Here is a 12489-nt window from a genome sequence, read left to right as displayed (position 1 = left end):
CGTGAATACCCAACCTCATTGTACGTAAAGCTGTTTTCCTGCCTGAAAACCACCCCTACCATGACTGATCAATATCATCTTTAAGAAGTATTAACAACGTACACGACATACATGCATATTTGTATTGTACATACATATTTGTATTGATTAAATACATAATAATTATGATGTTTGAAATAAGGCGGAGTGCTACGTTGATAATGGGTGTTATATTGTATAATCATAATATATTTGAGGAGGGAGAGAAATGAGACAGCAAGATCTTACCGGAAAAGCTCAAACTGTGCTGGGGATAGTCGACGCTGACTCCCTAGGGATAACTTTGCCTCATGAGCATTTGTTAATTGATGAGAGTGTGTATTATGTTGAGCCAATTGAGGCAAGTGAGATTGGAATGGCACATGGACCAATCGCTATGGAGACTCTTTATTGGCTTAAAACCCACTTGGTAAACCAACGAGCCGCCCTTTATCGGACAGACCCCGAGTTGGCGATCAAAGAAGCTCTGATTTACAAGCGACTAGGCGGTGGTACAATAGTCGACCTTACCAATAACGGTCTTGGCCGTGATCCCCTAGGGCTAGCCTATATCTCCCGGGCTACCGGACTTAACATAATTATGGGCTCGGGGTACTATCTAGGTTCTTCGCACCCTCTGGAATTGGCGACCAAGACCGAAGAAGAAATCGCCGAAGAAATTGTACGGGATATAACGGTCGGGGTCGGTGATACCGGGGTACGTGCTGGTATTATTGGCGAAATCGGCTGTGAGACGCCTTTGGCAGAATCCGAGAAAAAGGTCCTGCGCGCTGCGGCTATTGCCCAGAAGCGCACCGGAGCTCCACTAAATGTGCATCCTAGCATGACTCGTGATTTGCTGCTCGAGATTATCAAAATCCTGAATGATGCCGGCGCTGATTTAACTCGCACTATTATTAGTCATACTGATCTCTGGGCTTATAGCCAGGATACTCGCCGCGAGATAGCGCAGGCTGGTTGCTACGTCGAATTTGACTCTTTTGGTCATGAAGAGATCCTATCTCTCTATGGGCAGTTCATAGAGACACCAAGTGATATACAAAAAGTTAGCCAACTGGCCGAACTTATCGAGGATGGGTACCTCGAGCAACTCCTCATATCCCAAGATATCGATTGCAACCATAACTTAGTTACCTACGGAGGATACGGCTTTGGCCACATCGTGCGTGATATGATCTCCGTGATGCATAGTAAAGGTATTTCTGATGAGCAAATCCACACCCTATTGGTTGAAAATCCAAAACGAGTCTTATCATTTGCACCGCTGAAAGTGTAGCTAGTATTAAAGCAAATGGACTTAGTGTAAAGCTCCTACAAGTGAAACCCAGATTTCAAGAATCTGCTATCTCGTTTTGAAATAACAAACAGAACGGAGTGGTAATTATGGTATTCGGCTATAATGGCAAAGTCCTGTTCATTGACCTAAGTTCGGCATCAGCCAGCACGGAGACACTACCCGAGAACATCTGTCGTGACTTTATTGGCGGGCAGGGGTTAGGAGTAAGAATCCTCTATGAGCACATGAGGCCCAAGGTCGATCCACTTGGTCCTGATAATATCCTTGGTTTTGTCACAGGACCACTTACCGGTACTGGTGTACACGGTGCTCGCTTCCAAGTTGTCGGTAAATCTCCGATCACCGGTGGATGGAGTGATTCCAATTGCGGTGGTTCCTTTGCCAACCAGTTGAAGGCAACCGGTTACGACGCTATTTTCCTTACAGGCGTTTCCCCAAAACCGGTTTACATTTTTGTGAATGATGGTGAGGTTAGTATTAAGGACGCCGATCACCTATGGGGTAAAGATACATCGGAGACCGACGTGCTCATCAAGAGCGAGTTGGCAGATGGGAAAGTAGGTATTGCTTGCATTGGCCCTGCTGGTGAAGCAAAGTCTCTTATTGCTGCCATCTTACATGAGGGATGTGCTGCAGCTCGCGGAGGGCTAGCTGCAGTTATGGGTTCCAAGAGTCTTAAGGCACTTGTCGTAAGAGGCACCAAGAAGGCACAAGTAGCTGATCCAGAACGTTTCACTATTTTGCGCAAACAGTATCTTAAGGAAATGAAGGATACAGATGATGAAGGTGCGCTTGTCTACAAGAAATACGGGACATGCGGGCTCTTCTCAGCCTGTCTTGTTTCGGGAGACACTCCGATCAAGAATTGGACACGCTTTGGCGAGGAAGGATTCCCGACATTTGCCAATCTGGATGGGGATGCTATAGTCCGGTATCAAACGAAGAAACATGCCTGCTTGGGCTGTCCAGTCGGTTGTAAGGGCTGGCTTGAGATCAAAGGTGGCACTTACGGCACTTTTGTCAGCACCAAAATAGAGTACGAGACGCTGGGAATGCTTGGTTCCAACCTGCTCATCGATGATGCTGAGGCCGTTGCCAAGGCGAATGATCTCTGTAATCGTTACGGTCTGGACACCATAAGTACCGGTGCTGTGATCGCCTTTGCCATGGAGCTATATGAACGTGGCATTATTGATAAAGAGACTACCGATGGTATTGAGCTAACCTGGGGTAATGGTATGGCAATGGTGGAAATGGTAGAACAGATCGGGCGGCGAGAAGGGTTTGGTGCCATTCTGGCTGATGGCAGTAAGTTTGCTGCAGAAAGTATTGGCAAAGAATCCGATCAATACGCGATGCACGTCGCCGGCCAGGATTTGCCAGCTCATGACCCACGAGTTTTAATTGGTTGTGGATGGGGGTATGTTCTGGATGCAACACCCGGCAGGCATACTGCTTGTGAATCGGCCAATGCATTCTTCAGTGGCCTTGATATTCTTCCTTACGAGGAGCTTAAGCTATCACATGTGGATGTCAATGACGTTGAGACTAATGCTATGATCTACGCAATTTGTAGTGATGTAGAACGCCTGATTTCCTCAGCTGGCATTTGCCAGTTTGCGTACTATCCAGGAATACTACCCATTATAGAATTGATCAAGGCAGTCACAGACTGGGATATTAGCGTGGATGAAGGACTAAAGGCAGGTCGAAGGATAGCTACCTTACGCCAGGCATTTAATATCCGTGAGGGGCTGAAACCAGGTGAGTGGCATCTTCCCAAAAGAATAGAAGAGCCCCAATCGAGCGGACCGAACGTTGGTATCAGGTATAATTTCAGGCTCATGAAAACTATGGGATACCAAGCTCTGGGTTGGGATAGAAAGACTGGTAGACCATTGGCTTCAACCTTGGAAGGATTGGGATTAAAGGATCTAATTGGTTGATTCGTACGGTTGTTATATGTCAGCTTGGGTTAATAACCGTAGTATCCATACGAACTTATTAGCTGTTTCTGTTTGGCCCTGGCATAGTGTCTGTTTTTCGTTTGAGAATGATGGATTGGTAACCTATAACGCTCATACAGGTGACCAAGAAACCACAGACGGTGATTCAGACCAGAAGTATTCTGTCCGGGTTTTCCTTAGATGGTAAGAGGGCCTTGGTTACTGAAGGTAAAATGGGATTTGGACGAGCAATCACTCTCGGTTTTGCCGATGCGGGAGCTGGTTTTGGTATCTGTGGTAGAATGCTCACCAATAGCAAGCTTGGGGTAGCGGTCGCGGAGATTTCCCAATCAGGCCGACGTTCGTTGGCGATTCAAGCCGATGTTACCAGCAAGACCGATGTGGAAAGAATGGTAAAGCAGGTAGTAACTACTGAGTTTGGTAGCATTGACATCTTGGTGAAAAATGCTGCTATCTATTGAGGTGCCCACTCTGGATCTTTCGAGGAGGACTGGGATGTGGTGATCGCAATCTACTTGAGGGAGACTTTCCTCTAGTCTCAGGCCGGATGTAAGGTTAGGCAAAAAAGCAGTAACATCATCGACATTGCTTCTGTCATTGGTATTAGACTAATCATGAACCACGGCGGTTATGATAATACGAAAACTGATTACTACTTACTGTCTGTTTGTTTTGTGGCTTCATACTTTTCATCGGAAGGTAAAGATTTGGTAAATCTTGAGTATTTGTGACCGATATGGCGTTTCTTTATTCAGAGTTGGCTGCCTAGCAAAATGCTATACATAATTAATGTCGGCAGCCGACATTTTTCCGATAAACTGTTTAGTACTGTGCATCATCAGATTATATGTTTAGGCACAAACGATCCCGTTTCATAGGACCCGAGAATACGTAATGCTATCTGGTTTGAACTAGGTGGCGCATCATGCCTCTCACTTTTAATCATGGTGTCACAGGGTCGAGACCTGTACGGCCTAGTAAACTCTTTCTTAGATAAAATTCACAATCGTTATCAAAAAGTTGTTTTAGGGTTATCGTTTGGTTCACAGATGTGTAGCGTCTTTGTTATACAGAGATGCCCATTTCGTTCTCTAGTCACGGCAGGAATTAGTTTCCCTTCAGAAGAACTTTGCATCGAATTTACACAGGGCTGGGTTGGATTTTAAGCATATCATGAGGCTATAGGGTTGGGAGATCCTGACATGGTGGTCAGGCATACGAGGAGGGTGAGGTTTGAGGAGAGCTTGAGGGTGTATAGTGGAATGGAGAGATAAGGATTAATTATGCAGGGGAGTGTGACTGTTACCTAAGGTCTGATTAGGGATTAGTGTATATTAACGGTGAAGGCCTCTTGCTTTATGGTTTCTTTGTACCATGGCCTTTCGTAGGTCATGATTATTTCCGTTTCACCTGTCTTCAAAGCTTTATACGAAAAATATTCCACCCCACCTGTGGAACCAGATAGCTCCGGTTTAGTATGCTCACCCTTCCTATATGTTCTACCTACCAGTTCAAGCATCATCGGGTCATGACTTTCATACCAGCTATATCCATTGGTCGCATCGGTGTCAAGGGTAAGAATAAACTCCTCGTTGACGCTAACGTTTATTGAGTTATCTTCACCGATCTGAGCTACCCCGTGTGTATGACACCCAGTACCTAGGCAGATAGCTGCTATCAACACTGTAATAGATAGCAGGGATAGCTTCAACGATTTCCCTCGTGTTCTTGTTTTTCTTGGTTATTCATTACTTAGCCTGTAGGAATACTCTTGAATCTCAGCGCCAATACAGCACCTACAATAAGGGCTATTGGGCAGACAATAGTAGCCATTATGAAGCCAAACTCAGTGAACATATGTACGATAGTGCCGAAGAAAAGAATACCCATTGCAGATGCACCAGCTAACAGTAGGTATCTCTTCAACGGATTCTGAGCAGCATTTGTCCTCGCCCAACGCACAATCAATATTCCGCAAACGAAGACAAGGGCAAAGGATATGATGAAAACTTGGATATTAACATTGGGAACCATGTCATTACCTGGGTATAGTGATGGAACTAAAATGGGTCCAAAGATTATCCATAGCAGCGTTCCTATAGTCAGACCTATCGCTACCCAGAGTGTGATTCTAAGTTTCCTAGTCATCAATGAGCCTCCTGCAGCTAAACTCTGCATTGAGTTGTCTTCCCACAATGCAATTGTACTCCTGCTTGGGCAGTTGTCAATACTCTGGAAGTCTTCGTTTAGCAAGCGCCACGATACAAGATTACTGGATTTTCAATACATGCTTGGGAAGAAGCATTTGGTAAGTACAGTTTTGTAAATAGGTATAAGCTTATGAGGTAATTCAGCCTTCATCTCGATTGTTGTCCCATGATCTTAAGGACTGCATCGTCGTCGACAGGGGTGTATCGCAGGTAGAATTGCCCGACTGCGGCGAAATCCTCCGGAGCGCGCAGACATACGACTTCATCGACATCTACTGATAGATTAGCGATTGTCTCTTTAGGCCCCACCGGTAGCGCGACGATCAATCTCGCCGGGTTTTCCAGTCTAACCGACCATATTGCTGCCTGTACCGTGGCTCCGGTGGCCACACCGTCATCGGTAAGAATGACCGTTTTGCCGGTTAGCGGTACCTTTGGCTTCACCAGGCGGATGGAATTGGCACGCCTTTTGATTTCAACGAGCTGCCGCCTCTTTTCTTCCTCGATATAGTCGTCACTAACACTAAGTCCGCGGACGAGCACTTTGTTGAGGAATGTCTTACCATGCTCGGTTACGGAACCGATAGCCAGTTCGGCATGCCCGGGGCTGCGCAGTTTATGAGCCAGCACGATATCGAATTCAACCTTGAGCTCTCTTGCTATCTCATAGGCTACAATAACGCCGCCCCGAGGGATACCTATCACTACTGTATTATCGGAGATGAACTGTCTAAGCTCGCTAGCCAGTAGTCTTCCTGCTTCTTGCCGGTCCTGGAAAAGCTCATTACTGCGAGAGATAATACGTATCGTCACATTGCCTCCTTTAGTCTAACCAGGATTTCCTGTTTTAAGTGCAGTTAATATAAGGTATAGCGTTAACCTGTTAGTCAGGTTATATTGTCATTATAGTACAGTGGTGGTGATTTGCGAAGAGCTTGGTAGGTAATGGATTCGGTGAAATACTGCTGTGTTGTGGGATTTTGCCGGCCCTGTTTTGTGTTTAGGAGTATTGCCTATATTGTACGGTTTCGCAACTGTCCGCAGGCAGCATCGATGCCTGTGCCGCGCTGAAGCCGCTGTGTCACGGGAATGCCTGCGCTTTCCAGAATTCCGCGGAAGGCCCGGATTCGTTCTCTCGGTGGGGAGTGCAGGGTAAGACCGGAGACCGCATTGTATGGAATCAAATTCACATGGTAGTTAAGCCTGCCTACCGCTCTGGCCAGTTCATGAGCTTCTATACTGCCGTCATTGATTCCGTTAAGCAAGCAATATTCCAGCGTTACCCTTCTCCCGGTCTGCTTTACGAATTCACGGCAGGAATCCAGAATCTCGGTTACGCTGAACTTGATTACCCTGGGGATAAGTTTCCGGCGGAGCTGATCGTTCGCAGCATGCAGAGATACCGCCAGGGTAATTTGTGTTTTCTCCCGTGCTAGCTTGTAAATGCCGGGAACAAAGCCGACCGTGCTCAATGTCAGATGCCTCATGGAGATGCCCAGCTCGTTTTTCAGCAGTTGTAATGCCTTCATAGTGGCCGCCTGGTTGAGCAGCGGCTCCCCCATACCCATGAAAGTGACGTGGTCAATGCGGTTAGTATGGCTGCCAGAGGGTAGTTGCTTATTTCTTACCACTTCCTGTACTGCCAATACCTGTTCTACAATCTCTCCGGCCGTCAGGTTGCGGACATAGCCGCTCAGCCCGGTGGCGCAAAAAACACAACCTACCGGACAGCCTACCTGCGTAGATACGCAGCAGCTGAAATGACCTGCGTACGGCAGGCCCACGGTTTCCACTTTGGCGCCATCGCACATCGCCAGCAACAGCTTGATAGTCGTGTCCCTGCCGTGTTGCACGGAGAGGATTTGGGAACGGCCGACCTCATATTCCCGGCTCAACTGCGAACGCAGACTGAGCGGCAGGTTAGTCATCTCCTCGAACGTGTGTGCTTCACGCTGGTAGACCCACTCTGCTAACTGATTGCCACGGTAAGCCGGTTCGCCGGCCTTCTCAACCAGAACACGCAGTTCATCTGTAGTTAAACCTATGATTGTCTTCGGCATGGTCTGCTCGTGTTGGAATGGGTGATTTTGACCACAATTATATCAGAGTAGCGGCAGCAAAAGCAGTTTATCAACCGATGATGGCTATTGTGATATTAGAGCAGCCGGGCTAACTACTGGGGCTTTTCCCCGTTATATTATTTAGAAAAAATTATTAGTCGGAGGAGGAAAATCTGTGAATAGGAAATGGTTTATTATTCTTGGGATTCTGGCAATTGTAGTTCCGCTGGTAGCCTTCACGGGATGTGTTGCCAGCCCGGCTGGCAATGGATCTCCGGAATCGGTAAAAGTTGAGCTGGTTAACCAGCAGCAGGGTATCTGGGTCAACGGTCAGGGTGAGGTTCAGGCTGTTCCTGATTTGGCTACGGTATGGCTTGGTGTCGAAGCTGAAGATATTACGGTGGCGGCTGCTCAGGAAAAAGCCGCCGCGGCGATGAACGAGGTGATGGCGGCTCTGAAAAATAGCGGCATAGCCGACAAAGATATTAGTACCGAGCAGTTCAGTATTCAGCGGATTACCAGGTGGGACTACGATAGAGAGGAAGAAACCGTTACCGGTTATCGGGTCAGCAACATGGTAACCGCTAAAATAAGGGAAATAGACCAGGCGGGCTCCATAATTGATGCCGTGGCTCTGGCCGGCGGTGACTTTATCCGTGTTAACAATATCAGTTTCTCGATAGACGATCCGAAGGCATATCAAGAGGAGGCTAGGGCCCTGGCAGTTGCCGATGCTAAAGCAAAGGCGGAAGACATGGCATCTCTGGCCGGTGTTGAACTGGGTCAGGCAACCTATATTTCCGAAAGCGGTGGTTATTACCCCGTTGTTTATCGGGATTACATGGCGGCAGAAGGGGCAGTACCAGCACCCGCACCAACGCCCATCGAACCGGGAGAGCTCACGATAAGTATATCTGTTCAGATAGCTTACGAAATACTGGACTAACCGGAATAGCTAAAGCGAGAGGAGGCGTATGGTGACAGTCGATCATATGCCTCCTCTCATGTTTATCCATTCATATTTTAACAAAATAATAACATTTGCCTGTTACAATTCGTTATATAGACTATAGAGGTGGTGGACGGATGTCTAAGAAATATTCCGTCAGCTATGAAAGGCCTGATGAGCTGGGTACTTTCGTCGTCGATATCAAGGCCAAAACGGAGCAGGAAGCTAAGGATAAATTTAAGCAGATGTATCCGGATTGGACCGTGGTATCGGTTCTTGAGAGATAAGTAACCCGGGACGATTAGGGGGTAAGTCAGATGAAAGAGAAATTGTTAGAGTCCGAATTATATGGAAAAGAGTCGTCGAAAAACCCTGAGTCTCTATGCAACGGCAAAATAGTCGTCTCGCACAAAGATGGCTGGCGGTACTTCAATTGTGAGGAAATCGGTCGCGAAGATAACAAGGTAGTGAATAAGAGTATTGCTGTCAAGGGTTACGGTGTTAATGATCGGGAAAGAGAGACGAAGTTGAAGAATATAATAAAACGCGTCCTCTGTCCGCAGTATAGATGTTCCTACCGGATATCCAGATATCTTGAAAAAGGCTATAGTCATCAGGAAGCGTTAGCCAGGGCCGCTGTAATAGACGTGATTTAGCTTTTCGTATCCTCATCTCTAGCTATCAACCTGCGGGCTCCAGCGCCTTCCGGTATATCCTCTCTATCTCGGCAGACGACTTTACCTGCCGCGGGTTGGCCGCTATGTTGGGATCGGAAAAAGCGTTCCGGGCAACGATATCCAGGTGTTTTTCGAAGTGGTCCAGCTTGTTCGCCAGGGCGTCTTTGAGACTGGGAATGCCAAGCAGCTGGCCCAATCTAAATACTTCCTTGCTGAGCGCATTGGCCTGCTTTTTGGCCGTGCGCTCTTTGAGGCCGATAGTCCGGGCTATCTCGGCATACCCGGCTTCGGCATCGGGAAGATTAAATTCTATGGCGTAGGGCAACAGAACGGCGTTGCATAGGCCGTGGGGTATGCCGTAACCTGCGCCTAACGCGTGAGCCAGGGCATGGTTGATACCCAGCGAGGTATTGCTGAAAGCCATTCCGGCCATCATATTGGCTTCGTGCATTTTCTCTCGAGCCTCTTTATGGTCGGGTTGCGAGCAGGCAATGGGTAGATATTGCAAAACGTATTTTATCGCCCTCAGCGCCAGCCATTTGGCAGGTTCATTATCGTTAATCGACACGTAGGCCTCTACGGCATGGGTAAGTGCGTCCATGCCGGTATTGGCGGTGACGTCGGGTGGCAGAGAAAGACACAGCTCGGGGTCATAAATGGCTGTATCCGGTACCATTTCGTAGCTGCGCACCGGATATTTCCGCTTGCTGGATTCGTCGAAAATAACCGAGCCGCGGCTGACGCCGGTCCCGCTGCCGCTGGTGGTCTCAACGGCTATAAATCTGGCTTTAAGCCTTAGCGGAGGCATTGACTTGATCGGGCCTTCTCCCCACTCCCTTACTTTATTGAAAACATCCAGTTCCGGGTGTTCATAGAAAAGCCAGGCTGATTTGGCCAGGTCTATCGGGGAACCGCCGCCGAATCCCAGAATCCAGTCAGGTCTAAATTCAAGAAGTCTCTCTTTAAAATCTACGACCTGCCTGATCGGGGGCTCCGGAAGTACACCTGTCATCAATTCGGCTTTCCCCCCCGACTCTATCAACAGCGGCAGCACCTTGTCCCCGGCCAGTCTGGCTGTAGCGCCTCCTCCACATATCACCGCCACCCGCTTCGTATTCATTTTGGCCAGGTGATTGAGAGAACCATAGCCGAATACTATCTCCCGTGGCACCCTGAAGTAGCGCAAAACAGGTCTCCTTTAAGGATATTGATATTCTATCTTAACACAACAATTCCTTGTATCAAATTGCACAAAACTGACTTAGGGACTTTGATGATAAGTTTCTCTGGAGTTAGTCGAAACATACAAATCCGAGAACCGGTGTATGGTATGATTAAGGATCATATAGACTTTTAACACCATGACAGTAGTTGCGCAATAATAATTTGGAAGGTGTTTACCGACATGGAAAATCAGTTAAAACTAAATGATGAGCGGGTTGTATTACGAGAAAAATTCAGGCAATTGTTTCCCGAGTTGATGACCCAGGAGACTTCCATACTTGAATCCGTGTACAAGGACGGCGCACTTCCTAAAAGGATAAAGCATCTTATCGCTTTGGGAATAGCCCTCAGGGCCGGATGTGAAAATTGTATCCTTTCCCACACTATTCGGGCACTTGAATCCGGGGCTAGTAAAGATGAAATTCTGGAGACCCTATCGGTGGAATTGGCTATGAGCGGTACATCCGGTATGGGTGAGTCATTAAGAGTAATAAAAATACTCGATGAGTTAGGAAAGCTCTAAACCGTATTTTCAATCTAGTTATAGACTAATCTGCCTTCAACCCTGCGGCTGATGTTCTGGTGGTTTCTCAGATACTCTTCGAGCACTTCCTGAGCCGAGGTACTGATGACCTTTGATTTTCCCGAAGCAAGAAGCTCCTCGTTAGTGATATTAAGATAGGCGCTTGAGTTTTTGGAATGAAAACCAAGCATGGCGATGGTATAGCAATGATCATCGGAAACCGGCTGCCGATTGACCGTGAGTGATGCCAGTTCTCTCGCGGCATCATTGTAGACGGCTTTCACCCTGCCGTTTACCTGGTAGCATTCCCCCTCGCTATTTCGATTATCCGGCCTCATAATATGGGCAAAGATGCGTTTGAGCTGGGCACCGCTGATCCGGTATCTTGTTATCACGTCGTCGTAGGGGAAGCAGGTCTTTAAATCCTTAAGGGTGACCACGGGGCCCATTTCCTTCGACCTGATTGAACCGCTGCCGACCAGCATGACATCGCTCTCGGCGATTTCGGCGAAGGCATCGGCGATGAGGTCGCCCAGGGAGGTCTCAACCTCCCGCCGGGGGTGAGTAAGAATCTCACCAAACTTGCAGATAATGGTGCTATACTTCCGGTCTACCTGTCCCTTAAGAGAGTCGATGTATTCCTCGAGTTTAGCATCGGGCTCGGCTAATCTGTCGTCAACCGGAATAAGCTGCCATTCATAGTCCACAATGCTGTTGGTATCGTCATCGACCACGATGTCAAAGCGTCCGATCTGGTCGGTTCCAACGCCCGCCTGAGCGATCAGTATTCCGTTGACCTTGGCCGGCTTTTCCAGGATGGTGTGGGAATGGCCGCCGATGATCATATCAACCCCCCACTCAGGATTCAGCATCTTCGCCAGCTCAATATCGGATTCAAAGCCGATATGGGTCAGGATAATGGTAAGGTCTATGTCGTCGTTCTTGTAGGCATTGGTGATCTTGCCTATTTCCTGGCTGGCTTCTTCCAGGGTGATGAAACTGCTGATCAGATCGTCCTGATTGTTGATGGCATCTATCACTTTCTCGGTGATGATGCCGGTGAAGAGTACATCGAAGCCCGCCTTTTTGATGATCAGGTAAGGCCGCATCAGCCGCTTGTTGTACTTGCTTACATAGAGATTGGCGTTAACAATGGGAAAGTTGGCTACTTTCTCCAGAAAGAGAAGATGGGGCAGGCCGTAGTCGAACTCGTGATTGCCCAGGGCAACGACATCGGGGGCCAGATAGTTCATGATTTCCATGGTGGAAATGCCCCTGTATTCCGAGTCGATGAGGGAGCCCTGCACCATGTCTCCCGAGATAAGGTAGAAGACGTTTTCCTCCTCCCTGCGGACTTTATTGATGTACCCGGAGAGGAGGGCCAGACCACCGGTGAGTCTGCTGCCGCCGTCCTTTATCTCGGCAAGAAAATCACCATGCATATCGTTAGAGTGCAGGACAGTGAATTTCTTGGTATTCATTGCTCAGGCTTCCTCTTTTATTGCATGCGACGTGTTATTCCACGCCTGTAATCAGTGATATT

General features: G+C 47.8%; 13 protein-coding genes. 7 read left to right on the top strand and 6 right to left on the bottom strand.

What is annotated here, in order from left to right:
• Positions 1–247 precede the first annotated feature (247 nt).
• The 3 genes from PHI12_09535 to PHI12_09525 all read left to right on the top strand — a co-directional run bounded on the left by PHI12_09535 (position 248) and on the right by PHI12_09525 (position 3764).
• Positions 248–1315, top strand: a complete 1068-nt coding sequence (locus PHI12_09535; GenBank protein ID MDD5511036.1) for a hypothetical protein — start codon at positions 248–250, stop codon at positions 1313–1315.
• Between the two features lie 107 nt (positions 1316–1422).
• Positions 1423–3282, top strand: a complete 1860-nt coding sequence (locus PHI12_09530; GenBank protein MDD5511035.1) for an aldehyde ferredoxin oxidoreductase family protein — start codon at positions 1423–1425, stop codon at positions 3280–3282.
• 161 nt (positions 3283–3443) lie between these two features.
• Positions 3444–3764 (top strand): SDR family NAD(P)-dependent oxidoreductase, encoded by a 321-nt coding sequence (locus PHI12_09525; protein MDD5511034.1) that lies wholly within the window; start codon positions 3444–3446, stop codon positions 3762–3764.
• A gap of 863 nt (positions 3765–4627) precedes the next feature.
• On the opposite strand, the gene PHI12_09520 is transcribed toward PHI12_09525, so the two are convergent.
• The 4 genes from PHI12_09520 to rlmN all read right to left on the bottom strand — a co-directional run bounded on the left by PHI12_09520 (position 4628) and on the right by rlmN (position 7573).
• On the bottom strand, positions 4628–5014 hold the full coding sequence (locus PHI12_09520; GenBank protein ID MDD5511033.1) for a protease inhibitor I42 family protein: 387 nt from the start codon (positions 5012–5014) through the stop codon (positions 4628–4630).
• A gap of 41 nt (positions 5015–5055) precedes the next feature.
• Positions 5056–5451, bottom strand: coding sequence for a hypothetical protein (locus PHI12_09515; protein ID MDD5511032.1), 396 nt, complete (start codon positions 5449–5451; stop codon positions 5056–5058).
• A 209-nt stretch (positions 5452–5660) separates the two neighbouring features.
• A complete protein-coding gene (locus PHI12_09510) occupies positions 5661–6326 on the bottom strand; it encodes a phosphoribosyltransferase family protein (protein ID MDD5511031.1) in 666 nt (221 codons plus the stop codon).
• Positions 6327–6526: 200 nt separating this feature from the next.
• Positions 6527–7573 (bottom strand): 23S rRNA (adenine(2503)-C(2))-methyltransferase RlmN, encoded by a 1047-nt coding sequence (gene rlmN / locus PHI12_09505; GenBank protein ID MDD5511030.1) that lies wholly within the window; start codon positions 7571–7573, stop codon positions 6527–6529.
• A gap of 175 nt (positions 7574–7748) precedes the next feature.
• On the opposite strand from rlmN, the gene PHI12_09500 reads away from it, so the two are divergent.
• The 3 genes from PHI12_09500 to PHI12_09490 all read left to right on the top strand — a co-directional run bounded on the left by PHI12_09500 (position 7749) and on the right by PHI12_09490 (position 9178).
• Positions 7749–8519: an SIMPL domain-containing protein gene (locus PHI12_09500; protein ID MDD5511029.1), complete on the top strand. Its 771-nt coding sequence runs from the start codon at positions 7749–7751 to the stop codon at positions 8517–8519.
• Between the two features lie 140 nt (positions 8520–8659).
• Complete coding sequence (locus tag PHI12_09495) at positions 8660–8809, top strand: hypothetical protein (GenBank protein MDD5511028.1); 150 nt, start codon at positions 8660–8662, stop codon at positions 8807–8809.
• A gap of 30 nt (positions 8810–8839) precedes the next feature.
• A complete protein-coding gene (locus PHI12_09490) occupies positions 8840–9178 on the top strand; it encodes a hypothetical protein (protein MDD5511027.1) in 339 nt (112 codons plus the stop codon).
• A 25-nt stretch (positions 9179–9203) separates the two neighbouring features.
• On the opposite strand, the gene PHI12_09485 is transcribed toward PHI12_09490, so the two are convergent.
• Complete coding sequence (locus PHI12_09485; GenBank protein MDD5511026.1) at positions 9204–10385, bottom strand: iron-containing alcohol dehydrogenase; 1182 nt, start codon at positions 10383–10385, stop codon at positions 9204–9206.
• A gap of 219 nt (positions 10386–10604) precedes the next feature.
• Here PHI12_09485 and PHI12_09480 point away from each other — a divergent pair, with 219 nt between their 5' ends.
• Positions 10605–10946, top strand: a complete 342-nt coding sequence (locus PHI12_09480) for a carboxymuconolactone decarboxylase family protein (GenBank protein ID MDD5511025.1) — start codon at positions 10605–10607, stop codon at positions 10944–10946.
• A 14-nt stretch (positions 10947–10960) separates the two neighbouring features.
• On the opposite strand, the gene PHI12_09475 is transcribed toward PHI12_09480, so the two are convergent.
• Positions 10961–12427, bottom strand: coding sequence for a bifunctional UDP-sugar hydrolase/5'-nucleotidase (locus tag PHI12_09475; GenBank protein ID MDD5511024.1), 1467 nt, complete (start codon positions 12425–12427; stop codon positions 10961–10963).
• Positions 12428–12489 lie beyond the last annotated feature (62 nt).

Source organism: Dehalococcoidales bacterium (genome assembly GCA_028716225.1).
Lineage (GTDB): Bacteria > Chloroflexota > Dehalococcoidia > Dehalococcoidales > UBA5760 > UBA5760.
Note: the sequence above shows the minus strand (reverse complement) of the source record. Positions and strands in the feature narration are given on the sequence as shown.